22 protein-coding genes are annotated in these 26,055 nt (G+C 46.8%); 5 read left to right on the plus strand and 17 right to left on the minus strand.

The features are described from left to right. Window positions 1-5: 5 nt before the first annotated feature. The 11 genes from B5F53_RS05565 to B5F53_RS05615 all read right to left on the minus strand — a co-directional run bounded on the left by B5F53_RS05565 (window position 6) and on the right by B5F53_RS05615 (window position 12,476). A complete protein-coding gene (locus B5F53_RS05565) occupies window positions 6-1,586 on the minus strand; it encodes a serine/threonine protein kinase (RefSeq protein ID WP_162610531.1) in 1,581 nt (526 codons plus the stop codon). 102 nt (window positions 1,587-1,688) lie between these two features. Beyond that, entirely contained in the window at window positions 1,689-2,522 is an 834-nt protein-coding gene (locus tag B5F53_RS05570) for a DUF4234 domain-containing protein (RefSeq protein ID WP_162610532.1), read from the minus strand. 16 nt (window positions 2,523-2,538) lie between these two features. Further along, the gene (locus B5F53_RS05575) at window positions 2,539-3,510 is read right to left on the minus strand and encodes a M15 family metallopeptidase (protein ID WP_087221055.1); all 972 of its coding nucleotides are present in this window, start codon (window positions 3,508-3,510) and stop codon (window positions 2,539-2,541) included. Between the two features lie 5 nt (window positions 3,511-3,515). Continuing rightward, window positions 3,516-5,369: a protein kinase domain-containing protein gene (locus B5F53_RS05580; protein ID WP_087221058.1), complete on the minus strand. Its 1,854-nt coding sequence runs from the start codon at window positions 5,367-5,369 to the stop codon at window positions 3,516-3,518. 20 nt (window positions 5,370-5,389) lie between these two features. Further along, window positions 5,390-6,052 carry an FHA domain-containing protein gene (locus B5F53_RS05585; RefSeq protein WP_087221061.1) on the minus strand — a complete coding sequence of 221 codons (663 nt, stop codon included), beginning with the start codon at window positions 6,050-6,052 and terminating at the stop codon, window positions 5,390-5,392. Beyond that, entirely contained in the window at window positions 6,033-6,875 is an 843-nt protein-coding gene (locus tag B5F53_RS05590; RefSeq protein WP_330396167.1) for a PP2C family protein-serine/threonine phosphatase, read from the minus strand. The genes B5F53_RS05585 and B5F53_RS05590 overlap by 20 nt, the downstream gene beginning before the upstream one ends. A 24-nt stretch (window positions 6,876-6,899) precedes the next feature. After that, window positions 6,900-8,633, minus strand: coding sequence for a VWA domain-containing protein (locus B5F53_RS05595; protein ID WP_087221066.1), 1,734 nt, complete (start codon window positions 8,631-8,633; stop codon window positions 6,900-6,902). After that, entirely contained in the window at window positions 8,627-9,211 is a 585-nt protein-coding gene (locus tag B5F53_RS05600) for an FHA domain-containing protein (protein WP_087221069.1), read from the minus strand. Before B5F53_RS05600 ends, B5F53_RS05595 begins: the two co-directional genes overlap by 7 nt. Window positions 9,212-9,222: 11 nt before the next feature. Beyond that, the gene (locus B5F53_RS05605; protein WP_087221072.1) at window positions 9,223-9,945 is read right to left on the minus strand and encodes a PP2C family protein-serine/threonine phosphatase; all 723 of its coding nucleotides are present in this window, start codon (window positions 9,943-9,945) and stop codon (window positions 9,223-9,225) included. Window positions 9,946-9,963: 18 nt separating this feature from the next. Then, a complete protein-coding gene (locus B5F53_RS05610; protein ID WP_087221074.1) occupies window positions 9,964-10,818 on the minus strand; it encodes an FHA domain-containing protein in 855 nt (284 codons plus the stop codon). A gap of 83 nt (window positions 10,819-10,901) precedes the next feature. After that, entirely contained in the window at window positions 10,902-12,476 is a 1,575-nt protein-coding gene (locus tag B5F53_RS05615; RefSeq protein ID WP_087221077.1) for a PucR family transcriptional regulator, read from the minus strand. Between the two features lie 210 nt (window positions 12,477-12,686). On the opposite strand from B5F53_RS05615, the gene B5F53_RS05620 reads away from it, so the two are divergent. The 3 genes from B5F53_RS05620 to B5F53_RS05630 are packed head-to-tail and all read left to right on the plus strand — an operon-like array spanning window position 12,687 to window position 15,969. After that, the gene (locus B5F53_RS05620; protein ID WP_087221080.1) at window positions 12,687-14,078 is read left to right on the plus strand and encodes an MFS transporter; all 1,392 of its coding nucleotides are present in this window, start codon (window positions 12,687-12,689) and stop codon (window positions 14,076-14,078) included. A gap of 24 nt (window positions 14,079-14,102) precedes the next feature. Next, a complete protein-coding gene (locus B5F53_RS05625) occupies window positions 14,103-15,155 on the plus strand; it encodes a uroporphyrinogen decarboxylase family protein (protein WP_087221083.1) in 1,053 nt (350 codons plus the stop codon). Between the two features lie 19 nt (window positions 15,156-15,174). Then, window positions 15,175-15,969, plus strand: a complete 795-nt coding sequence (locus tag B5F53_RS05630) for an arylamine N-acetyltransferase family protein (RefSeq protein ID WP_087221087.1) — start codon at window positions 15,175-15,177, stop codon at window positions 15,967-15,969. Window positions 15,970-15,994: 25 nt separating this feature from the next. On the opposite strand, the gene B5F53_RS05635 is transcribed toward B5F53_RS05630, so the two are convergent. Then, the gene (locus tag B5F53_RS05635) at window positions 15,995-16,729 is read right to left on the minus strand and encodes an RNA polymerase sigma factor region1.1 domain-containing protein (RefSeq protein ID WP_087221090.1); all 735 of its coding nucleotides are present in this window, start codon (window positions 16,727-16,729) and stop codon (window positions 15,995-15,997) included. Further along, window positions 16,653-18,095, minus strand: a complete 1,443-nt coding sequence (locus tag B5F53_RS05640; RefSeq protein ID WP_087221093.1) for an alanine/glycine:cation symporter family protein — start codon at window positions 18,093-18,095, stop codon at window positions 16,653-16,655. The genes B5F53_RS05635 and B5F53_RS05640 overlap by 77 nt, the downstream gene beginning before the upstream one ends. A gap of 194 nt (window positions 18,096-18,289) precedes the next feature. Between B5F53_RS05640 and B5F53_RS05645 the strand changes: the two genes are divergently transcribed. Beyond that, window positions 18,290-18,898: a YitT family protein gene (locus B5F53_RS05645; RefSeq protein WP_330396162.1), complete on the plus strand. Its 609-nt coding sequence runs from the start codon at window positions 18,290-18,292 to the stop codon at window positions 18,896-18,898. After that, a complete protein-coding gene (locus B5F53_RS20830) occupies window positions 18,780-19,160 on the plus strand; it encodes a DUF2179 domain-containing protein (RefSeq protein ID WP_334293649.1) in 381 nt (126 codons plus the stop codon). Before B5F53_RS05645 ends, B5F53_RS20830 begins: the two co-directional genes overlap by 119 nt. On the opposite strand, the gene B5F53_RS05650 is transcribed toward B5F53_RS20830, so the two are convergent. The 4 genes from B5F53_RS05650 to B5F53_RS05665 all read right to left on the minus strand — a co-directional run bounded on the left by B5F53_RS05650 (window position 19,154) and on the right by B5F53_RS05665 (window position 26,030). After that, a complete protein-coding gene (locus B5F53_RS05650; protein ID WP_087221096.1) occupies window positions 19,154-19,726 on the minus strand; it encodes a chromate transporter in 573 nt (190 codons plus the stop codon). The two genes, B5F53_RS20830 and B5F53_RS05650, sit on opposite strands and share 7 nt — an antisense overlap. After that, a complete protein-coding gene (locus B5F53_RS05655) occupies window positions 19,723-20,286 on the minus strand; it encodes a chromate transporter (RefSeq protein ID WP_087221099.1) in 564 nt (187 codons plus the stop codon). The genes B5F53_RS05650 and B5F53_RS05655 overlap by 4 nt, the downstream gene beginning before the upstream one ends. A gap of 101 nt (window positions 20,287-20,387) precedes the next feature. Further along, on the minus strand, window positions 20,388-24,167 hold the full coding sequence (locus B5F53_RS05660) for a LamG-like jellyroll fold domain-containing protein (protein WP_087221102.1): 3,780 nt from the start codon (window positions 24,165-24,167) through the stop codon (window positions 20,388-20,390). Window positions 24,168-24,182: 15 nt separating this feature from the next. Continuing rightward, on the minus strand, window positions 24,183-26,030 hold the full coding sequence (locus B5F53_RS05665; RefSeq protein WP_087221105.1) for a family 43 glycosylhydrolase: 1,848 nt from the start codon (window positions 26,028-26,030) through the stop codon (window positions 24,183-24,185). Window positions 26,031-26,055: the final 25 nt, after the last annotated feature.

A 26,055-nucleotide genomic window follows, 5' to 3' on the forward strand; every position in this document is an offset into this window, starting at 1 on the left:
TTTCTTTATAAAATCACATCTTCATAAGGAAACAGCAGATAGATTTCTTCCACCTTTTCTTCCCCTGCGATTTGAATTTTTATATCTGAATCTGATTCTTTTCTCCAGTAATCTGTCTCCTCTTCATAGTAGAACCCTTCATAGGTCAGACGGGATGACGCGGAGGAGAGACTCTCTCCCACAGTAATACTGTAAACAGAAATATAGGGATATCCTTTCACATCCACGCCCCAGATTTTATCGTTTTCCTGCCAGTAAATATCCAGGTAGCCTTCTTCTCCTTCCAGATGGCTGTTTCCGTTTTCATAATCCGTTTCAAATACCTTTCCATCCGGTTCCTGCCATTCAATATCGCTCATCAGCGCGTCTGCCGAAGAATCCTGATAATAAGAGATTTCTATGTTCTCCCTCACTTCCACCGGTTCCTGAACCTCTGCAGATACATTGGCAGGAAAATAATCCTCATACAATTTCTTCCCTATCATAATGGCCGATACAATTCCCACAACCGCCAGCGCCCCTATCACAGGGATTAACTGTTTTGCCGAAGAAGACTTCCCAGATGTCGGGGGATTCTCCCAGGTCACAGGGCCTTCCGTTTTCATTCTTATGGGATCCCTGTTTTCTTCCTGATATAAATCCTGAATCAACTGCCCCACTCTCTGATAACGATCCTGGGGCTGCGGGCGAAGTCCTTTGGCGATTACTTCAGAAACAGATGGCGACACCTTCATTCCCGGAATTTTCTGCGCCAGTTCTTCCAAAGACTGCAGCGAATCCTCAGGAGTCCTCTCTGTGGCCTCTTCCGGAATCACACCGGAAAGCATATGATACATGGTGGCGCAGATAGCATAAATATCGGTCCAGGGTCCCTGCCGGCCCCTGGTCTGATACTGTTCCAGGGGTGCGTATCCCCGTTTCAGCAGAATCGTCATTGTCTTTGTTTCTGCTCCTGCCGTCATCCGCGCTGCGCCGAAATCAATCAGTTTCACTTCGCCTTTTCTGGTAATTAATATATTGTCCGGACTGATGTCCCTGTGGATAATTCCTTTTTCATGGATCAATGCCAGGGAATCCAGCACCGGCTTCATGATTTTCAGTACCTTTTCCTGGGGTAAAGGTCTGTTTTTTCGTTCCATATATTTCTTTAAGGAGATTCCGTCAATGTACTCCATCACCAGATAGGCAGTCTGGTTTTCCAGGAAGAAATCTTTGACCTTTACCACTCCCCGCAGGTTCTGAAACTTAGCCAGATTCCTGGCCTCTTCCTCAAAATCTGTCATCCCCTTCTCGTAATAATGGGTGTGTTTTTTACTGATAATGCTGACAGTCGCCGTCGTTCCCGTTCTGGTGTCCCTGGTTGCAAGCTGAGAGGGAAAATATTCTTTTACTGCAACCGGAATTTCCAGCAGTAAATCCCACGCCAGATAGGTAATCCCGAATCCTCCCTCGCCCAGGATCTTCCCTGTCATATACCGTCCCTGAAGGATGGTCATTAGCGGCAGTCCTCTGTAACTTCTTATCTGGTTGTATTTTTTCTTCTGAAATCCACAGAGGGGACAAGTCCCCTCCGGATCCTCTGTCACGTGCATACATCCCAAACAAATTTTATTCGGATCTGTCATTTCTTTCTAACCTCTGCTAACAATACTTCTGTATTCCAGCATCTATTTCCTGTCTTTTCCTGTTTAGCCCAGCCGGAAACTATTACTTTCATCTCCCAGATAAATTTCTGTTCCTGCGGGAACTTCTTCTGTTCCATAATTGGCAAACCGTTTTCTGTCCGCCACCTGGTAAGTTCCGTTGGAAGAATAATCCGTGATGCTGTATCTGTTGGAATCACTGTTATACATGATGCTGCAGTGCTTTCTGCTGACTTTGTTTCCGGTCAGTACAATATTGCACTCATTGGGATTTCTGCCTATCACAATGGTTTCCATATGTCCGATGGGGATCTCCTGTCCGGCGTATTCCCCGGAAATACCGAAAATTCTTCCGGAAATTCCCGGCATACTGGTCATATTGTAGCCCACAGTCTGCTCGCCTCCTGAAGCTCCGTTATAAGAAGTATCGTAAGAGATGGCTCCCTGAGGATAGTCTGTCTGCGGTCCCTGAGACTGGTATCCGCCTCCGCTCATCTGGTTATTGTACCCGTCTGCCAGTTGATTGAAGTTCTTCACAAGGATATAATAAGCAAAAAGCGCTGCGATACCGCAGGTCAGATAGGTACCTATAATCAACCACAGAATCACACTGCTTCCGTTTTCTACAATGGTAACTCCATAGCGCTTTCCGTTTTTCTGGATACGGTTTCCCACTTGATAAAACCAGTACCACAAATAAATTCCGCAGGTCAGGATTCCAAACAGCCATGCCAGAAGGTAATTGGTGGTTTCTTCCCCGTCTCCCTGACACATTAAATTCATGTCTTCCGCATAGCGGTACCAGAAATAAAGGGCATAAATCCCGCAGGTTAAAATGGAAAGCAGTAAATATTTCGCAAAACTTCTTTGTTCAATCATCTCTTTCTCCCTCCTCTTATACAACAGGCTTTTCAAAATGCTGGAAATCTTTTGGATTTTCCCAGTCGCCTCCCCAGGTGAATCCATAGTTGGAAAAGATCTCATAACACAGATCTTCATGGGTTATCACATGGGCTTTTCCCGACTCTCGGTCGATAAATTCGTCGGCATTGGAGTGGGACCACTGGCTGGGCGCTCCGTTTTCATAAATCACGTAAGGATTCTGCTGCGGGTTAATGTCAATGGCACAGCCATATGCATGGTTGGACAGGCTGGAGCCCCCTGTCACTTCCCGGTAATTAAAGCAGGACGTGTTGTTTACCTCAATGGAGGCAAAATCTGTGTCCCCTCCGTTTCCGGCCCAGTAATTATCAATCAGATACATGGACTGGATTTCATATTCATTCTGAAACAACTCCCGGAAAACTCCCAGCACGTCTTCAGCAATCTGTGCGTTGACAATCATTTCTCCCACCTGAATCTGGTGTTCAAAGTTGTAATGCAGCATTTTCAGGTAACGAAGCTGATCTAATCCTATATTGGGATTGTCCCGATAGGACTTTCCGTTGATTCTTCCCAGAATCTCTTCGGAAATCTCCTCTGCAGTAAAATACAGGGGCAGATTTTCCATATTGATTTGTGAACTTTCCAGTATATCCCCCGGCTGACTGGCGGTAAGTCCCTCCAGAAAGTTTGCCTCCGGGGCGGGCGCCTCCTGGACAGGTTCTGTTTCCATTGGCACCGTATCTGCAGTTTCCTCTGTATCTGCAGTTGTATCTGTTTCCGCATCCGCCTGCTGTTCAGACGTCTGTATCAGAGGCTCTCTTTCTTCTTCCCTGGATTCGTTCTGATATTCTTTTCCCATCTTTGTCTCTTTTAATTCCCGGGACACATGGAAATACTGATATAAAATCCCTCCCAGAAGCGCCAGCAATATGACAATGAGAACCGCCAGTAAAACGGAAACTATCCTTTTCTTATTTTTCATGCCGATTACTTCTCCCCGTAAATATGTATGTCGCTGATACAGGTGTCGTCCCAGCTGCTCCCCTGGTATACGTCATCCAGTACAATCCGAAGCTGACTGGCTTTACACGGATAGCTGAGTTCCACACAGAACTTCTCCTTGGAATCCGGGAACACGATCTGTGTCTCAAATTCTCCCATCTTCAGCGTTAAAGTTTTCGGCCGGTTGTTGCCTTTATAATATTTGTCGTTCTTCCAGTTCCCCAGCCAGAAAAACAGGTATTTTACCCTGTATTCCTGATCGAACTGAGCATCCACATACTCTCCGATACCGGGTCCGGAAACCCCTTCCTCCCAGTTGGTCTGCAGAGAATCATCAAACATTTTAAGTGGTTCGTTGGTAACCCCGTTATTCTGGCTGATGGTAGAAGTGGCTGTGGCTGACAGTACTTTTACCTTATCTAAGCCATCCATCTGCACACTGTTTGCGTTCTCAACCAGCGTTGCCGTAATCTCTGACGGAGCCGGTGTGGGCGTTGCCTGTTCCGGCTCCGCAGACTCTTCCTGGTCCGCTGCTGCCGGCTCTTCTTCCCTGACCTGGGACGTTTCACCTCTTCCGTATTCCGTAGAGACTATCTGATTTTCTCTTTCCTCTTCCCTGCCCCCGTTCAGCAGAACTACAGCGGCGGCTATGATCAGCATAAAAAGAATCCCGGGAATGATAATTGCCAGAGGATTCACCGAAGAAGACCTTGGCTGAGGCTGGGTTCTGGGTTGTGGCTGAGTCCTGGGCTGAGGCTGGGTCCTTGGCTGAGGTCTGGGCTGCGGTTGGGGCTGTGGCCTGGGCTGTGGCTGCGGTTGGGGTTGCGGCCTGGGGGCCTCTCCTCCATAAAGGGCGCCCATAAGACTTTCCACATCCTGATAACGATCTTCTACTTTTACTGCCAGACCTTTGGCAATCACCTCCGAAAGATGTTTCGATACCTTCATCTGAGGATTTTCCCCGGCAAGTTCCTCCAAAGTCTTTAAATCGTCATTCACCATCCGGTCGATGGCCTCTCCCGGAACTTTTCCGGAACACATCTTGTACATAGTAGCGCACAGGGCGTAGATGTCTGTCCAGGGGCCCTGGCGTCCTCTGGTCTGATACTGTTCCACCGGCGCGTATCCATGTTTCAGAAGAATCGTAAGACTTTTGGTCTCTGTTCCTGTTGCCATTCTGGCCGCCCCGAAATCAATCAGGGTGACTTTCTTATCTTTTCCAATCAGAATATTCTCCGGACTTATATCTCTGTGGATAATGCCCGCTTTATGTATCTTAGCCAGAGACTGCAGAACCGGTTTCATTATACTTAATACGGATTCTTCTGACAGCGGATGTCCTACGCTCTGCAGATATTTTTTCAGAGAAGTTCCATCCACATAATCCATAACCAGATAAGCTGTCTGGTTCTCGAAGAAGAAATCTTTTACCGAAACAACTCCCGGAAGTTCCTGAAACTTTGCCAGATTTCTGGCTTCCTGTTCAAATCCCTTCAGGCCGGTTTCATAATGCCGGGCTTTTTCTCCCGACATGATATTGACGGTTTCATTACTTTTAAACTGCGTGTCCCTGGTTGCAAGTCCCACCGGAAAATATTCCTTTACCGCAACTTCAATTTCCAGCATCAGATCCCACCCTAAATAGGTGATTCCAAAGCCTCCCTCTCCGATAACCTTTCCCAGCATATATCGGCCGGATAAAATGGTCTGGCAGGGTAAAGTTCTTGCATTCCTCTGAGACTCGTACTGTTCCAGATTAAACCCGCAATGGGGACAGTCCTGATGTACGTCTTCCACTTCTTTCATACATCCGGGACAGATTTTATTGGGATCTATCATCTCTCCATTTCCCTCCTGTATTAATCATCCCAGCTAAAGTCCGGTCCGCACAGAGGAACAAACAGCAGTTTATAATTTCCAATCATTAATACATCTCTGTCTTTTAGCTGACGGTTGGAAAGCACCACTTCATCATTGACGTAAAACAGCTCTCTGGATTCTCCCGGCTGTACCAGGAAAATTCTGGCTCTCGGTTCATACACCAGGATGGCGTGTTTGTCTCTGGACACGCTTCTGTCTCCGCTTAAGACCACGTCCATTCCGGCGCCTCTTCCGATGAAGTTACGCCCGGATTTTAAAACAAAGGCTTCTCCTCTTTTTTCTCCTTCTATGCAGACCAGCCATCCTACTACCGGCTCCTGTCCCAGTTCGTCCATATAATATCCTACCGTACGGTTTTCTTCCTCCTGCTGGATCTTCTGCACATTCTCCTTGAGCGATTCCCCCGGAGCGGGCTCGATGGGAACCGTCTGAAAACCACTGTTCGGAACCGGTCCCGGATTTGGCTGGAAATTGCCGGCCGGCGCCTGGGGACTGTCATTATAAAGCCCGACAGTCATTCCTTCCTCGCCTCCCTGCTGAGGCTGGCTTGGCATCTGTCCGCCCATGTTCTGACAATGGGGACAGCTGTCATATTTCTCCTCATCATAAAAATGCCCGTTTTCACACTTCCTTAATTTCATCACTCTTTCCTCCTACTCTCATTTTATCCAACTTCATCCCACTGTATTTCACCAGAAGGACCGAACAATTATCTAAAGGGCCGCGTCCGTATTCCATAGCCATATCAATCAGCACGTCTGCGGTTTTCATAAAATTATCTTCGCATACTTCTATCAGATTCTGTATTTCTTCGTCTTTCAGCGACTTATACAGACCGTCGCTGCACAAAAGCACCACGTCTCCCACATGGAGTTCAAAGGGCTGCTGGGTTAAATCCATCATTCGCAGTCCATCCATCCCCAGATAACTGATCAGCGCCTCTTTCCTTGCGCTTTCTTTCTCATATTCTTCCTGACTGATGCTTCCGTCGCTTAATGACTGTTCCAGAAGAAGCTGATAATTATGTGGACGGGTTACCTGTACCATCTCATGGTTCCGTATAATATAGATTTTACTGTCTCCAACAGACATCCAGTATAAGGAACTTCCTGTAATGTAAACCACCACAGCCGTTGTCCCTGCCTGCAGCTTTTCTCCTTTTATATTTAAAAGAGAAGCCACATGTTCATCCATCCGTATAGCGGCCTTTTTCAGAAACTCCGGTGGATCCTGAAGAGGCATTTCACAGTCCGCATATTCCATCAGCGTGTCAATTGCTGCGCTGCTTGCAATTTCTCCCGCAGACATTCCTCCCATTCCGTCACAGACAACGCCCAGAAAATCATCGCCGTATTTTTTATGGCTCATATTATCCTGCTGCCTTTTTCTGTCTCCTACACAGGAAGCGGCGCATATCTGAAGATGGGGAATCGAATCTTCTGAAAAAATTCTTACTGTGTCGATAAAATCACCTTCTTTTCATCTGTTTTAACCATTTTTTTCCTGCCACTGAATGACCATTTCCATATTTCCCGCGCAGATCAAATCCCCGGGATTCAGCGGCTGCCGGCCCAGAAGCCGGACTCCGTTTACCATCGTACCGTTTGTACTTTCCAAATCGGTTATAAATATCCTTCCTTTTTCAAACTCCAGCACGAAATGCTGCTTGGACATTCTGCTGTCCTGAATGCAAAGTCCGCAGAGCTGGGAAGAACGTCCTACAATCAGGCTGTCGCTTAAAAAGCGTTCAATTACAGCGCCGGCGGAAGTACCGGAACGAAGCTGAATCTGCAGCGCAGCTCCGGGAACATCTTTAAATTCCACCTTCTGGCGCTTCTCCACCTGCACCTGATCCTGCAGGGTGAGTTTATCATCTATAACCACTAAGCCTTTGTTCTTTTTAATTTTCCGGTATATAATAATTGCCGTTGCCGCCGCTGCTGCCACCAGCACAATGGCTAAAAGCCAGCCCCAGCTTTTCAGAAAGCTTACAATTTTCAGATTCAAATCCCCCTCCAGAGTTAGATTCGCCGTATCCTCCAGGGGGTTCTTTTCCATCGAATAATCTGTAATATTTTTAAATTCCAGGGTATAATCTCCCCGGTAAAAATTATCCTTGAAAGTCAGGGTGGCTATTCTTTTCTCTTCCACGGAGCTGGCTTCCGGTACCAGCGATTTTTCTTTTTTATCAATAAGCTGGAAATTCTCCGCCTCGTCAATTCCATTCATGGCTTCTGTAAATATTACCTGAATCTGGTTGTCGCTTAACTGCACCACATCCTCAATCTGAGGCGCCTCCGTATCTTTTTCATATTCGGTAACTTCTGTCTTTAAAGATTCTGTTTTCGGGTACTGCTGAAAGGTAAGCTTCACCGTCTCCACTTCCTTGCTGACCAGATTGCTGCTTCCTTTCATCCCCAGAACCCTGGCCTGGTACAGTTGTTCCTTTAACTGAATTAAATCCTGAGATACGGCTGTAGACTCCGGTACAGTTAAGGCTCCGCCGCTGCTTCTTACAAACTCGCCGAAGGAATTGACGGCTTCCGTCTTTTTCTCTTTCCCTACTGCAATCCCGTAAACAGGAAGCCCTTTGGCCTGAAGCTCATTTAATGCTTCCTGGCTTGTGGATTTCCCCACAGCTTCATCCAGTCCGTCTGTAAAAACCAGAGCCACCTTTCTGTCGATGCTCCCCTTATTTTCCACACTTAAATCTGCCGCCTGGTGAAGGGCTTCAAACAACTGGGTATTCTCATTGTCATTCTGAATGCCGTCCAGAAGTTTCTTTCTTTCCTCCTGGCTTTCGCTTCCCACCCATACAGTCTTCACATCATTTCCGAAGGTAAGCAGCATACATTTCTCCGTATCCTTTAGCTGTCCCGCAAAGTCTAACAGGGCGTCCTTGGCTCCCTGGAAGCTTTCCGCGTCAATGGATCCGGATATATCCAGAAGACACATATAGAGAATTCCTTCCCCGGAATCACCGAAATCCCCTATGGATTCCACAGACAACTCCTCATCCTCTTTCTGTGCCGTGATTTGCTGGAAATCCACGTCCTGTACGTCTTCCCCCATCAGGTACACTTTAACCTGGGGCATACACACAGATACCTGCTCCATGCGCACATCGCTGGCCGATGCTCCGTAGGATGCCTGCGGAACCAGAAAAATTCCTGTCAGCATCAGAAGAACTGCGGTCAAAATGCGTATTCCTCGATTTACCATTTTCTATTCCCCCTGCAAAAAGCAATAAATTCAAATTCACTGTCCCCCAGTCGGAAACAGTCCCCCGACTGAAGCTCTCTTTCACTTTCCAGCGCTTTTCCTTCCATATAAGTCAGACTTCCCGCTTCCGGAACCAGGAAGAATCGGTTCTGTTTATATTCGTAAACAATCCGGCAATGGGTCTTCTGTGAAATTTTCTGGTCATTTAACACACACACATCCATCTGTACTCCGCGGCCGATCCGGTTGTTTCCGTGATGCAGCCGGTAATCTCTTCCCTGATTGACGCCTTCTACGCAGACCAGCCATCCGGTAACAAAATCGTTTCCTTTCACAGGGGAATAAAACGCTACGGTTTTCTCATCATCTCCCTGATAAGCCACGTTTCTTTCGATTACAATGGATTCACTCTCCGGCTTTCTGTTAAAAGACTGGGCAATCGTTTTGGAATCCTCTTCCTGAAAATGGAAAACCGTCCGATCCAGATTCCCTTCCTGTTTCTTTCTCTCACAGAACGGACATTTTTCATATTTTCCATTATCATAAAAATGGCCGCTGTCACATCTTACAATTGCCATATTCTCCCTCCCTATCGAATCCAGATTCCTATGGCGGAGAAATTATCCTGTTTATCCAGAAATCCTCTCCTTAGCACCATACGTTTCATTTTATTCAGCCACTCCTGGGGACTCCTGGAGTGAGCCAGTGTTTTTTCCATATCTTTTTCTTTCACATATTCCCAGAAACCGTCTGTACACAAGAGAAGGCTGACCCCTTTTTTCTTCTCCCAGACTTCTGTGGTATCGTATTTAATCTCCCGCTTCCGGTCGCCCAGAACCCGCAAAAGTTTATTTCTGTCGGGATGTTTCCGGATTTCGCTTTCCTTAATCTCCCCTCCCAGGGCAAGCATCTGGGGAACGCTGTGATCCGTGCTCCGAAAAGCCATTTTCCCGTCCTCGAACAGATAGAGGCGGGTATCGCCGATATAAGCTCCGTAGATTTTATCCTGAATCAGACAGATGGTTAAGGTTGTCTTTACGCCTCTTGGCATGTCCATTAGATCCTGGAGTTCTACCAGGTTCTGATTGCCTTTTAGAAAGGCGGTCTGAAAGTATTCCCCGGGTTCGCAGTCATTCCGGTAATGTTCCAGGACAAAACGAACCGTCTCGCCGGACGCAATCTCGCCTTTTCCGTGTCCTCCCAGCCCGTCTGCCACTGCAAATACACCCATTTCCTCGTGAAAATAAATCCCTACAGAGTCTTCCTGATAAGGGCGTTTTCCTTTTTCATTAATACTGGAATAAGTAATCATGACCCTCCTCCTGTTTCTTTAGCAGAGTTTAAAACTGTTTTCCGGGATTCCCAGATAGATTTCCGTTCCCGGCTTTACTTTCACTTTCTGTGTATGTTTCAGCCGGGTCCCGTTTTTCAGGAAGGTTCCATTGGAAGAATAATCCATAAGCTCATAGACTTTTTTGTCTGCTGAATAAGTAATTTCCACGTGAACCCTGCTGATTTTGTTTCCATCTAAAACCAGATTGCAGACAGCCGCATTTCTGCCAATCAGAAGGGAAGCTCCCTCTGTCACAGGCAGATACTGTCCCTTATATTCTCCGCAGTTAATCAGCACCTGGCCGGATTCGGGCTCTGCCCCTTCCTGCTCTTCCTGTTTCGGCATCTCCCCGGCAGGCATACATAGATAAACCAGAGCCGTGATCAGCAAAAACAGATGATCCGCCAGCAGAAGAACCCATCCTGCCCCCACATGAGCTGAGAGTCCCACATCTATTTCCATCCCGTATAGCTGGATCGTCTGCCCCATCTGACCGATAATCAGGGCGACGCTTCCAAGCACCGCGTAGATGCAGATGGGAAATATCAGCAAAACCACGGTAACTGCATATTTTATTTTTCCTCCAATCTGAAACAGATACAGAACAAATCCCGCCAGATAAATCAGCAGGAATAATACAAAAATCACTTTCAGAGCAAGGGAGCTTTTCCCCACAAATTCCCAGAATTCCCCCAGCTCTTTTAAAGCGTCGGATTGTCTGAAAACATCTAAAAACCCTATATTTTTATTCTGCACGTTCAGGACAGGGAGAAACAGCAGGATGGCTGCTGCCAGAAATCCGCCCGCCATGCACAGTCCGGCCGGTTTAATAGCTGTAATCCATTTCTTCATGCCCTTTTTCTCCTCCCATTTCTTGCTGTACTTATTGTATTACGAAAATGGCTAAAATTCAATAAATTTCCCTCTGCAAATCCTCAGCTCTTACTGAATTCTCTCATTAATTCAAAGGAGAATAAAAGATACTGACGCTGACCGGGATCTTCCAGATCCAGTTTCGTAAGTTTCTGGATCCGCTCCAGACGGTAAAACAGTGTGCTCCTGTGGATAAACAGTTCCTTTGCCGTCTGAACGGTATTTCTCTCCAATTGCAGAAACAGCTCCAGTGTGTGATACAGTTCCGTATGATTTTTCTCATCGTATTCTTTTAATGTCCGCAAAACTCCTGAAACCAGCAGGCGGGGACTGATGTTCCGGCTGGCCTGTTCCATCATATACGCCATGGCATAATCTTCAAAGTGGTAATACCAGATCATGCTCTTGCTGCGTCTTCCATACTGCAAAGCCACGGAAGCCTGTTCATAGCCTTCCCTTATCTGATCAAATTCAAATAATTCACTGCTGGCGCCCAGTTTAAACAGCCCTTCTCTTAAAAAATAAGCCAGACGGCTCAGAATCTCGGAGATCTCCGCCTTTTCCAGAGTGAGATTTACCACAACGGCTATGCTCTTCTCATAGAAGAAGGCGTAACCGTTGGTAATCTGGGTTTCGATATGGCCGAAAATTCCGTCGGGAGTCATATACTGAAATTCCTCTCCCTCGGCAATCAGCTTCAGACAGAGGTAGTGCTGATTCCGTTCCCAGTTCAGATATCCCAGAAGGTCGGAAATACTCTGTGCATCTGTTTCCTCCCCTTTTAAAATCCGTATAAATGACGCTTCCACATCGCTTCCCATATTCAGCCAGAAAAGCCTCTGTTTCTTCAGACATGCCTGTACCATTTTTCCCACATACTCCAAAAGCAGATAATCGCTTCTGCGAAATCCCCGCTCCACCTCATCCACACAGACTCTGCCCTCATAGTGCTCTCCGTCGAACAGGTTCATATATAGAACCCGATACCCCCGCAGGGATGCTGAAAACATAGAAACACTTCTGGTCTTAAGAGTCTGGAGATATTCCTCGTCCACCTTAAATTCATTAATCGTTTCCAACGGAACCATTTCCCTTCCGTTTCTGGCGGCCTTCTCCCACTGAAGCATCTGTCCTGTATGGTAGGGACAGGACAGAATATAAAAATCCGGATCGTGAATGAACAGAGGATTTCCGAATATCTCCCTGCAGATTAACAGCATCTGATCCAGGGGATTCTCCATTCGCATAGCCCAGCACATCCGCCGTTCCCATTCTTCGTATTTAAAAAAAATCTGCTGTATTTGATTGTAAAACTGCAGATGCTCTGTAATCCCCGTTACATAAATAATAGAGGAGGTGAAAGAAAACCGTTCGATGGGCAAATCGTCCAGAACAAGAAAGGAAATCCTCTCACAGCTTCTGAAATCCTCCTGCATACTGTCTGAAAAAACCATATAAACATAGAATTCCTCCAGCTTTTCTCCCTTCTGGAAAAAACGGATTCCTCTCAGACAGCCTTCATCTCTCCTGTAAAAAAAGTGGGAAATCCCCAATGCCTCCAATTCGTCGGAAAGTATCTGCATATTTAAACCAAAAGGTATTTCCCCGTTTTCCTCCCGTCCATTTTTTTCTCCCATGAAACCCCTCCTCTGTATGTTTTTTTCAGTATAACACACCCTGTCTGTATGCTCAATCAATTTGTCTTTTGTATTCCTACAAAATGTTCAACTCGTCTCAAAAAAGATTCGACCTGCTGTAGAATTTTTTTCATTTACTAATCGTGCTAAAATACAGGCAATATATAAATTTCTTATATAATTATCACATTTTTTAAGGGAGGGTAGAATATGAGTGAAAATTCTAACCAAAAACCAAAAGGGCTGAGTAAAGCCCTGAAACTGTTTTACGGCGTAGGGGACTGCGGGTTCACGCTTATGACCAACGTGGAAAGTTATTATTTTAACTTTTTCCTGACAAATCTGGCTCAGTTCAGCCTGGGAACCGTATCCTTTATTACCACATTAGCCAGCGCTGTTGACGCCTGTCTGTCCTGGATGTACGGAGCTGTCCTTAACAGTATCCGTCCCAGAAAATGGGGACGGTACCGCTCCTGGCTGGTTCTGCTGCCATGGTTGGTTCCATTCCTCTATGCGTTCCAGTTCTTAAAGGTGGGGGACGGTATCCTGTCCATTGCAGTAATTGTATTTGCGGCAGTTGTCAGCCATGTGGTATGGAACTTCCCCTATGTGGCCAATGTATCCATGATTTCTGTGGCCGGCAAGACCGCCAATGACCGCGCCCAGTTATCTTCCACCCGCGCCGCCTGGGCCAATTTCTCAAAGGTTATTTTTTCCTATGTAGGACCGCCTCTGGCTGCTCTTTTCGCAGGGCTGATCGGCGATAAAAACCAGTATGCAGCTACTGCTTTCGTATTGGGCTGTGTAATGGCTGTTTTATACTTTGCACACTTTAAAATGTTTGACGGTTATGAAGAAGTGGACTGGGATGCTGTTAAGGATCAGAAAAAAGACAAAACCAAAACCAGCGGAAAAGACCTGCTCCATGCTCTTTTACAGAATCCGCCTCTGATCGTGTTAATGCTGGCGGATCTTGCCAAATGGATGTTTAACTTTGTTGTATCCGGCGTTGCCATTTACTACTTTACATATGTAGCGCAAAATGAAGGGATGCTGGCCACCTACATCCTGGTTTCTAACATTTTATGTGTTATCGGATCCTATATTGCCAAGAACTTTGCCAAGAAGGTATCTACCCGGATGACTACCATCGTTACCTTCTTCGCCATGGCCGTTGTAATGATTGTGGCAAACTTCCTGTATTCTAACGTGATTCTGGTCTTAATCCTGATGTCTCTGGCACAGTTTGGCTACGGAATCGCTTACGCCTGTACTCCGGCGCTTTATGCAGATACCATTATTTATTCCGAATGGAAAACAGGCAAAAATGCCACCGGATGGATCAGTGGTCTTCAGAATGTTCCTTTAAAAGTAGGCGTTATGACTCGTGGTATCATTATTTCCGCCTGTCTGGCTCTGGCTGCCTTTGACCCCAGCATCGATCCGTCTATGGCAACTGCTGAATTGCAGCAGGGAATCTGTATTGCCTTTATGATTATCCCCGCTGTGGCTCTGTTGGTTGCAGCCGTACTTCTCTTTGCCGGTTTCAAACTTACCAAAGAGAAAGTGGAACAGTATCAGAAGGAAATCGCAGCCCGTTAGGAAAAAGGAAAGGAGATTTTAGAAATGAGTGTAAATATTGAGAAAGAACTGGAAATCATCGGCGAATACAGCATGCCCGGAATCTACGGAGCGCCTGACACGATCGTGCCTAAGCACAATTATCCCATTACCCCGAAGGAAAACATGCTTCGTCTTTTAAGAGGGGAAATGCCTCTCTGGGTTCCCAACCAGACTCTGGATAATAACGCCATTCAGCCCATGGTAATGCCCGATGCCCGTGCCCGCAGCTTCGGCGGTACCGACTGGTTCGGCATTGAATGGGAATATGAACCTTTAACGAAGGCAGCTATGGTAAAACCCGGGACCAGAAGACTTTCTGATCTGACCAACTGGAGAGAAGAACTGGTTTTCCCGGATCTGTCAGCCATTGACTGGCAAAAAGATTACGAAGAAAACTATAAGGGAAGAATTGCAGAGGATCGCCTTTCTTATTTTGTCATTGTAAACGGCCTCTTTGAAAGACTGGCGGATCTGACCAGCTTTGAAGATACTTTCTGCTACCTGCTGGAAGAACCGGAAGAATTAACTGCCTTTTACGACAAACTGGCGGACTGGCATATTGAACTGATTAAGATTGCCAAAGAAGTGTACCACGCAGATATGATTCTGTTCCATGACGATATGGGCACCCAGCGCAGCACCTTCTTCTCCCCTGCTATGTATGATGAGTTATTCGTGCCTCAGTATCAGAAAATCACCAAAGCCGCCCATGATCTGGGAATGTACATCTGTCTTCATTCCTGCGGCTGCATTTCCACCCTGATGCCTCTGATCATTAAAGCAGGTTTCGACGCCTGGGAAGGCCAGGACAGCGCCAACGATAAAGAGGCAATTATGAAGGAATACGGAAAGGATCTGGCTCAGCTTACTTTATATATTATCCCTGCAGACATGAGTACCGAAGACGCCATTGCTGATATTCACAAAAGAGTGGATACTCTGGCCTCCACCGGCCGTTTCGGCTGCCGGTTACGGGATGAGAAGCCTGACCGGGAAGTGAATCTGGCAGATGAATTATACCGCTACAGCCGGATGAAATATCTGGAAATGAACTAGCTTCCGGAGGACTTTCGCTATGTATGAAGACTTATATTTCACCCTGACAGAAGAACACATACAGGCCTATGCAGACCGGATTGGAATCTCTCTTCCAATCCGGCCGGATGTAAAACACCTGGATCAGATTATTTATCAGCATCAGTGCCGGATTCCTTTCGAGAATCTGGATGTGTTTGATAGAAAAATAACGCCTTCTTTAAATGTTTACGCACTATATGACAAGATCGTTACCAGAAAAAGAGGGGGCTACTGCTTCGAACTGAATGCCCTGTTATGTCACTTTCTCAGGGCTGCGGGTTATGAAGCCTATGCCTGCTCCTGCCGGATTCTCCGGGGCAAATCCTTTATTCCGCCCCGGCTCCACCAGGCAATTTTAGTCCGGATCCAGGACACTCTGTACTATTGTGACGTGGGCTATGGCGGACCTCAGCCTGCCGGCGCCGTTCCCGTGGTTTCCGGAGCCCAAAAAATCATCCGGGGGGAAACATTCTTTATGGAGCAGAGCAGCAATTGCTACTGGACCTTATCCCGGATTACTTCCGAGGGAATGGAGGAGAAAGTCATTCAGTTTACCACACAGATTCAGGAGGCAGTAAATTTCGTTCCCATTAATTTCTACTGCGCCAATCATCCGGACTGTGTATTTACCCAGAAACGGCTGGTGAACTTACGGCTTCCCGACGGAAGTCTGGCATTAACGGATATGACCTTTACCAGAAGAGAGAACGGCTCCTGTACTACGAAAGAGCTGACCTCTCAGAAAGAACTGGAAGAAATACTGGCAGAACAATTTGGAATCTGCAGTTTTTAAAGGCTCCCCAGACGGGGAGCCCTTCCTATTTGTCGTCTCCTGTGAGACGCAGCACATCCATAATTTCCTCTTCACTCATATCTAAAATAATTGACAGCTCTTTCACGCTGTACTTCTCGCTGGTATCTTCGGTCAGCGCACGTACGTCCTCCTCCAGCCTTCTTACCTTTTCCACCAGGTATTCATCCTGGTCTTTCTGCTGCTGATGTTCTCCCACAGTCTTTCGGATTCCTTCCCGGACTTTACCGAGAAGTCTCTCTCTGTCAAGACTCTCCGGCTCTTCCAGAGCGGCTACCAGCGCCATATTTCCTTCCTGAATCATATCTCCGATGAAATAGCCTTCCCTGTGATATGCCAGCGCAATGGAAATCACTTCCGGAAGATATGCCTCCATCAAAGGCTTCCCTGCCAGAGTATCTCCCTTCCCGTGACGCAGGAACAATTCCTCTTCCTGTTCTGCTGTAAGCCGGGGGATCTCCTGAAGACTTTCCTGATACTCCTGTAAATAAGCCTTTTCTTCTTCTGTAAGGGGAGCTGCTTCGGCTGCTTTCCCTTTTTTCTCCGGCTCTTTTGTTTCCTCCCGGCCTTCTACTGTGATCCCCTGCAGTTTTAAATAGGCATAAATTTTCTCCATCTGGCTGTCCTGAAGCTGATCCTCCCGGAAAAAGTCCCGGACTTCTTCTTCAGGAATTTTCTTCCCTTTCCCATTTGCCAGTGTACGTAAATCCGCCAGCTTTTTCTGAAATTCTGCTATATCCATGAATGTTCTTTACTCCTTCTTTCTGAAAATAAGCTCTGGTCTCCCGAATCACCACCGGGCTTAGAAGCAGAAGTCCCACCAGATTGGGAAACGCCATAAGCGCATTGGTAATATCTGCCAGATACCAGATTGGTTCCAAAGATAAAAAAGGCGCAGCCGCAATGCAGGCAATGTAGAGAATACGGTATCCAAACACCAACCGGGTATTCCCGCTTAAATAAACCAGACACCGCTCTCCGTAATAGTTCCATCCGATAATCGTCGTAAAAGAAAAGAATATCAGTCCAATGGACACCAGATACATTCCCGTGTTTCCCGGAAGTCCCTGATTAAATGCATAATTGGACAGAATTCCTCCGTCGTAGGAACTGGTTTCCAGAAGTCCGGAAGAGAGAATTACCAGGGCAGTCATGGTGCAGATTACAATGGTGGTGAAAAATACACCCGTCATGGAAATCAATCCCTGGCGAACCGGTGACTTTGTTTTGGCCGCCGCTGCAATAATAGGCGAACTTCCCAGACCTGCCTCATTGGTGTATACACCTCTGGCAATTCCCGTTCTCATGGCAGTCATAACGGATATAACGGCTGTGCCGGCCACACCGCCTCCCACTGCGCGGGGTGTAAAAGCAGCCTGAAAAATAGACCGAAACGCACCCGGCAGGGCAGAGGCATGGAGAACTAACAGTACCAGGGCAGTCAGCACGTACAGGATGGCCATCACCGGCACCACAACTTCCGCCACCCTGGAAATGGAACGGACCCCTCCCAGGATCACACAGGCGGTCAGTATGGTCAGGACCCCTCCGATAACAATCACGGGAACGTGAAAGGCATTGTGAGTGGACTCCACAATGGCATTTACCTGGGGAAAAGTTCCGCAGCCAAGCAGGGCGGTAATCACTCCGAAGACAGAGAACAGACAGGCCAGCCATTTCCAGTTCTTTCCCAGTCCTTTTTCAATGTAATACATGGGGCCTCCTGCAATATTTCCGTTTTCATCCACGGTTCTGTATTTTACCGCCAGAACCCCTTCTGCATACTTTGTGGCCATGCCAAGCAGGGCGGAAACCCACATCCAGAACAGGGCTCCCGGACCGCCGGTCCGAAGAGCCGTCGCCACTCCCACAATACTGCCGGTTCCGATGGTCGCAGCCAGGGCTGTACACAAAGAAGCGAAGGCGGAAACATCCCCCTGTCCCTCTTCTTTTTCAAAAATGTATCTCACCGCTTTGGGAAACGCGGTAATCGAAACGCCTTTTAAACGTATGGTATAATAAAATCCCACGGCCAGCAACAGAAAAATCGTCAGCGGCCCCCAGACAACCGTCTGTATTCCTTTTAAAATCTCTAATAAGCTTTCCATAAAGCCCCTCTTTTCGTATTTTTTTTGACACACTTTTCATTTATACCACAGAATCGTTAATTTTTCTAGTTTTTTTGATATAAACCAAAATTTTTCTGTTTTTACCCTGAAACTTCTCAGGCATTCGCTAGACTTTTTTGCAGGAATGGGCTATCATGAACACAAAGAGAATATTGAAAACGAGGGGGGATTTCATGCAGTTATCCATCAATTGGAAACATGAGTGCAAGCGTGTTCTTTTCGGTGTCCTGGCGGCTGTTATCATGGCTGCCAATATTAAAACTTTTGTAAATGCCGGAGATCTGTATCCCGGCGGTTTTAACGGAATCACCTTGCTGATTCAGACCATCTTCGAGAGATTTTTCCAGATAGGGATTCCGTTTTCCGTGATCAGCCTTACACTTAATGCTATACCGGCAATCGTAAGTTTTAGAATGATCGGAGCAAAATTCACCACCATGTCCTGTATTGTCATTATACTGATCAGTGTGCTGACGGATCTGATTCCCGCCCAGCCCATCACTTACGATCCTCTTTTAATCAGTATTTTCGGAGGATTAATTAATGGATTCTCCATCAGTCTTTGTCTGATTGGGAATACATCCAGCGGCGGGACCGACTTTATTGCCATTTATTTTTCCGAAAAAAAGGGAATTGACGTCTGGAATTATATTCTGATTGGAAATGCTGTGGTACTGTTTCTGGCAGGAATTTTATTTGGATGGGATAAGGCATTATTTATATTCCATTATCTTTCAGTTTACCTCCACCCAGGTGGTTCAGATCCTTCACCAGAAATATAAGAAACATACCCTGTTTATTATTACAAATCAGCCTCAGAAAGTGTATGAAGAGATTTCTAAGATTACCAATCACAGTGCCACCCAGTTCTCCGGAACCGGATGCTACCAGGGGGAATCTCACACCATGATTTACTCGGTTGTTTCAAGAGATGAAGCCAAGATTTTAATTAAAAAGGTAAAAGAAGCAGATCCCCAGGCTTTTATTAACGTGATTAAGACAGATTATATTAACGGGCGCTTTTACCATAAGGCCGATTACTGACAGAAACCTGCTGTAAGGGAAATGACTGCATTCAGGATTCCGCACAGAACCATGACGAGAATCGGATTCCAGTTTTTCCCTTTCAGCAGATATATGGCCGCCAGAAACAGCACCGCCATATTGAGTTTTATATTTCCGGGGGTTATGGCCTTTGCCTCTCCCCAGAAGGCGGATATTAAAATCGTTACCCCTGCAGAGGCAATAATGGCCACAACGGCCGGGCGCAGTGTATTCAGCACCCCCTGCAGAATTCTCAGGTTTTTATATTTCAGATACAGAAACGCCAGAATCGACACAATGACACAGGAGGGAAAGATACATCCCAGTGTGGCCGTAACCGCCCCTGGTATTCCTGCCACGCGAATTCCCACAAAGGTTGCAGCATTCACAGCTATGGGGCCGGGCGTCATCTGGGAAATGGTAATTAAATCCGTAAACTCTGATTGGCTCAGCCATCCGTGAAGCTCTACGATCTGCTCCTGGATTAACGGAAGGGCTGCATATCCTCCTCCGAAACTGAATAAGCCAATCTGCAGAAAACTCATAAACAGACGCAGATAAATCATTTCTCTCTCCTTATCTTATACCATGTCCTGAGTACCCCGATTGCAATACACCCAAGAATGATATACACAACTTTAATATTCAGAAAACAGGAAGCGCCAAAAGCTGCCGCCATAACCAGAATGGAGGTCTTATCTTTCAGCAGGAAATAGTCTTTTCCCATATCAAAGACCACCGCAGCAATCACTGCTCCCACGCCTGCCTGCATTCCCTCCAGGATCAGACGCACATACAAGTTAGACTGAAAAACCGTGTAGAAAAAGGACAAAACAGAGATCGTCAGAAACGGAGGCAGGATAGTTGCTGCAATCGCCGTAACCATCCCGGCGGCGCCGGCCAGTTTGTACCCGATTACAATGGCCCCATTGACTGCAATGGCTCCCGGAGAAGACTGGGCGATAGCTACCAGATCCAGCATCTCTTTGGAATCGATCCACTTTAATTCATCTACAAACTTCTTTTTCATCAGGGTAATGATCACATATCCCCCTCCGAAGGTAAAGGCGCTCAGATAAAAGGTGGATATAAAAAGTTTCCACAAACGTTTGCTCTTTTCTTTCATACTTTTGTTTTCCTCCTTTTTCCATTATAAATCCTTTGTCCCGAAAAGAAAAGCGGGAACACCTGCCTGACAGGTATTCCCGCTCCAATCTCAGAGACTGTTTATTTCTTAGCGCCCTTTACTCCGGCGGAGTTATAAGTACCCCAGAGGGTGGTTCCGTCGCTTTGTTTTACATAAGCGCGTACGGTGTAGTAGTAATTTCCGCCTTTAACGCCGGTGGTATCTGTATAGCTGCGTACATCCTTACCAACTGTAGCAATCGTCTTCCAGGAAGTATTGGCTGTTCTTCTGAATACACGGTAGCCGTCTGCGAAGCTGTTCGCTCCGGCTTTGGAACCGGTCCAGGTTACTGTTACACCTTTGGTGCTGCCGGATGCGGATAATCCCGGGGAAGACGGCACTGCCATTCCTCTTACCGTCTTCTGGTAACCGCTGGCCACGCTGCCTGCATAAGCTTTTACGGTGTAATAGTAGCTTACTCCCATCTTAGCCGTTGCATCCCGGTAAGTCAGAGTATCGGCGCTTACCGTTCCAATGGACTTAAAGGTGGTTCCCACTTTCGCTTCTTTCCGGTAAATGACGTATTTCTGAGCCCCGGTTACACCTGTCCAGTTTACGTCTACAGTACAGTAATTGATGGATCTGGTGCTTACAACCGGCGTCTTCAGGTAATCTACCGGAATGGTAACTTTTACATCTGAAGGATATTTGGTTGCTGCTCCCTGTGCATTTTCCTCCCAGAAGCCTTTCACTGTATAGTAATAGGTCACTCCGTCTGCTGCTGTCTGATCTACATAGGAAGTGGTTCCTGCATTTACATTCGCCAGACCTTTGAAGGCTGTGCCTGCTGTCTTTCTGTAAATCCGGTAACTCATGGCATCCGGTACTTTCTTCCAGGATACGGTTACACTCTTATTGCTGTTTACTTTCGCCATTACTTCCGGCATTACGTCCTGGAATTCTTCCTGGGTTCCTGCTGTCACTCTCACCATTACATCCGTAGGATATTTGGTTGCACTTCCTTTCGCATCTGCTTCCCAGAAGCCTTTTACCGTATAGTAGTAAACAGTTCCCGGTACGGCTGTATCATCTGTAAATTCCAGAACATCGCTTCCTACGGTCATAAGGCCGGTAAAGCTTCCGCCCGCTTCTTTCCTGTAGATTCGGTAGCTGTTTGCTCCTTCAATCTTTTCCCAGGTTACTTTCACACTGTCATCTTCCAGTACTTCTGCGTCCACAGAAGGCATCATCTGCCGGAACTCTTCTTCTGTTGGTCCTTCCGGTTCCTGTGGTTTTTCCCCTACGGTTACGCAGGTGGAATATTCCATCTTAAATCCGTCGCTTTTTGCTTCTACGGTTACAGTCACAATAGCAGTACCGTTTGCAAGCGCTTTAACCACACCGTTTTCATATACGGCTACGGTTTCATTGTCAGAAGCATAAGATACAAGAACTGCGTCTTTTACTTCTTCCGGAACAGAAAACAGGGTTTCTGTATCCCCGATTTCATATTTCGCATCTTCTTTCGGTGCGTTTGCTTCAATGATCTCCCAGGGATCTTCATAGTTTTCTTTGTATACCAGTTTGGAAATGGCTTTCTTTACTGTATCAATGGCAGTATCCACTTCCGACTGGGTTTTTACGTCTGTGTTGACGGTCTCCAGAATCTGATTCATTTCTGCCACAGACTCTTCCGTATAAAGGGTGGTATCCAGTGCTTCCACCTGTGCCAGAAGCTGATTCAGTTCCGTCAGATCCAGTTGTTTCACTGTAACTTCAAATTCTTTGGAAGCTGTTAAGGTTCCGGTTGTTACCGTTGCTGTCAGAGTAACCGTTTTGTCCTCGCTGCTGTTATAAACATTTCCCTTGGTATCCACTGCTGTTTCATCTGTGGTTGTCCATGCAATCGTCAAATCATCCAGAGCAGTTGGAAGGGTTAAATTATAGAGAACCTGATCAAAGGACTCATTTTTCGGTCCCAGTACCACTGCATCAGATACGGCGCTCTCTAATTTTTCCTGCAGACCTGTCTGGTAGGCAGGATCCGAACCCTGAATATCGGCTGCAGTTCTGGCACGGTTATAAACTTTATAGGAATCTACTTTTCCAAGGAAGTTGGTATCGGCTGACCAGCAGGATTTTCCGATAAATCCCAGAATATCCCCGGATGTTCCGGCTTTTACAATGTCTTCCATGCTGAAGTTGGTGTTCAGCGCTTTACCGATTTCAATTCCATCCACATACAGGGATACTTTTCCATGATCAAAGACCATATCTACTGTATAATACTGTTCCGGCGTCTGTGTGGAAACAGTGCTGAATAAATATTCTGTGGAAGAATTCTTAATTCCTGAACGAATTGCTCCGGAGCTGAAGCTTGGGCAGTAGAACAGATAGTTGTCTCCCGTTCCTTTCACATTGGATCCGATATTAAACAGCCAGGAGGCGCTTCCTGAACCGGCGCTTCTGGAATATTTCGCCTCAATGGTAAAAGCCTCTTTGTCTGACAAATCTTCATAGACGCCCATAGGGATCGTAACGTAGCTGGCTGTATCGGTAATTTCCATTACGTCTCTGTCCCCGTCCTGGATAAACTGCACGCCGTCTGGATTTACAATGGCTGCGTCATTTCCAAAACCGGAGGTATCTTTCAGCACGCCCTCTTCTGCCCCCTCCATGGAATAAGAAGCCACTACGCCCTCTGCGTTGACAGGCTCTTTTACTTCCACGGAAGTGGAACCGGTTTTCGTTACACTGCCTATGGTGACCGTAGTAGTAATCGTGGTAGTTCCGGCCTTAAGTCCGGTTACAATACCGTCTTCAGAAATCTGAACAATTTCCGGATCTGTGGCTGTATAACTGATTTCGGCATCTGCAGCCGTTACGCCGGCGGGCAGTTTCAGATTTATGTTTGCCGTATCTTTCTCATAAATAGAAATACTATCTGCAACGGTAATCTCTTTCTCACCCAGAATTTCTTCCGGTGACCGTGTATCGTATAAGCTATATACCTCATCAGCGGTCAGCGCCTGATCGTAAATCTGGATTTCATCTACGACACCCTTAAACAGGGGATCCCAGTTGTTGACGCCGATACAAATATCATTGGATTCGCCCACCAGAGATCTGGCTGCCTGCATGGTTCCTGCCAGTTCTCCGTTCATGTAGAAGTCCAGATTCTTAGCATCCTGAGAAATGGTTACCATGGTCCACTCATCCTGAGGGAGCTCTACTCCGGTAATGCCGGCAGACCAGCTGAACCCGTCTCCGTTGCTCCATACCCGCAGATGACTTCCGTCATTTTCTTCTCCTGCCACAGAAACCCAGTTCTCCGTAGCGCCTACCGGGGAACCCATGAAAACCAGGGAAGAGAAATTACCCATGGCCGCCGTCCTTTTTACCCAGAAGGAAACCGTATGGGTTTCTCCCAGATTCAGCTGGTTCAGTTCCAGACCGTAATTTCCAAGGACGATACCCTGTCCGCTGTAGCCTTCTGCATATTCGGCTGAACCGCTGTAAGCAGCTCTTTTCTGCGCTTTCATTGTACTGCCGTCTAAATCCCCTTCAAAGGAAAAGGTCTTCACTGGCTGTGCTTCCTCTCCTGCACTGTAGGCCTGTATACCGTCTTCTAAATCCAGGCTGTCCTCTTCATAGAAGCCTGCCGCCTCGGTGTCTTCTTCGTCCGGGTTTTCCAGCTCTAACTCCTCTTCCGATTCCTCTTCTTCATCAGAAAGCAGATTCGAGTCGTCTTCTAATAATAATTCCTCCTCTTCGTACTCCTCTTCCAGGGAAGCAGAATACGCGGTTGTGGGAGCGGCCAATACTGTTGATGCTACCATCACACCTGCCAGAAGGCCTGAAAAAACTTTTCTATATTTCATGTTTCTTTCCTCCTTTTACCATGTCTGGCTTTCTTCCACTACGCGAATGGTTACATCCTTGCTGACGGTTTCCCCATTTGCCTCATAGGTAACGGTCAGTTTCTTCCTGCCTGTGGTGCTCATATCGATTTCATCCGCATTGGTTGTATAATTGGTAACACGTTCTTTGTCGCCGTTTTCATAGGTTACCGTTACGCGCATATCGTCCACATTCAACTTGCTTCCCACTGTATAAAGCCGTTTTGTCTTCAGCACGCTTACATCGCTGGGGGCAGAATCAGAATCTACCAGGAAGGTACAGCTTTCTGCATCAGGATTTCTGCTTAATTTCAAATCTCCGTCCTCACTTACCAGATAATATCCGGGCATGTACACACTTTCAAAGGTGGTTCCATAACCTGCAAATCCTTCCAGACTCCGGAAGGTAATCTTCTCTCTGGTTGCAGCAGCGCCGTCTGCGTCCGGAGTTAAAATAACACCGTTTTCATCGGCAGAGATATAAAGTCCCGGTTTGTTATAAGACTGAATGGAAACATAGGCGTCGTTATCCGGATTGGATTTTCCTTCTTCCAGTTCCCATAAAGCGTCTTCTTCCTCGCCGTCATTGGTCATCAGCATGCCTCTCTTTAACGGATATTCAGAATCCGCGGTAGGATTCACAAATTTTTCATGAGCCACAGCCACTCCCTGGGTATCGGTTATAGTGGAAGTAAATCCGCTTAAGCCTGTGGATGTTTCCAGAATCGGATCCAGAGAACCGTCTTCGTTAAACTCGATCTCTGTAATACATGCAGAACGGCGGTAGCCGCTTCCTCTGGTAAGCTGTCCGTTGTGGTATACGAAATAGGTCTTGCCGTTAAAGTCGAAGACTGCTTCGTGGTTGGTGTTGGAGGTAGCCGTCGGCGGCATCAGTTCTCCTCCCCATTCCCAGGTATCTGTCATAATACTGTCGGCGGTTGCATAAGCCATCTGCTCGCGCCAGCCTGCCGCGAAGAACATATAATATTTCCCATAATAGTTTCCGTCTTCATCCTGACGGCGGTAGATCCAGGGGGCTTCTGTATAGTTCCATCCGGACGGATAGCCTGTAACAGTCTGGTACTTAATGTCTTCTCCCAGAGTAACCTGTCCGTCTTTGTCCTGATCAATCACATAGAGATGACCATCGGCGTCAACATCTGCTTCACAGGAATAGGTATTGACATTTCCCCAGGTTATGTAGAGATGTTCTTCTCCGTTCTCATCTGTTTCCACCCAACCGGTAGGATCGATGTCGCTCCATGCACTGGAAGCGCCCATCTGACCTGTCAGGCCTGTCTGGGAACTCAGAATCAAAGGTTCCTGCACCGGTACGAAATCGCCGTCCGGTGTATCGCATTCCGCTACGCCGATACAATGTTCCCGGTTCTGGCCGGGCCAGTTGGCAGTAGTACAAAACAGAAGGTAATATTTCCCCTTAAATTTCATCACCTGCGCTGCCCATGCAGTATTATTATCTACACGCCAGTTCACCGATTTCATGTTCATAATCATGTTTTCATACTTCCAGTTCACTAAATCCTTACTGGAGTAACAGTAATATTCAGGGATCTGATAATACTCACCCGGCGCTGTGTCATGACCCACATAAGCATACACCGTATCTCCGTCTACCAGGATAGACGGATCGCCTCCATAGGCCAGCTCGCCATCCTCGCCAAATCCCAGAAAGGGATTGCCCATGGTGCTTTTTGTGAGTACTTTTTCGGTTGGAACCGTAATTCCGTCTTGGGCCGCCTGTACGCTCTGCGGCTCCATGATGCCTGCTGAGACAGGCAGCATGGCCAGGGTTAAGAGGCCGGCCAGTACTTTTTTCATTTTCATAATTACCCTCCGTTCCTTTTCTTTT

Source organism: Blautia sp. An249 (assembly GCF_002159835.1).
In the GTDB taxonomy this organism is placed as follows: Bacteria; Bacillota; Clostridia; order Lachnospirales; family Lachnospiraceae; genus Blautia_A; species Blautia_A avistercoris.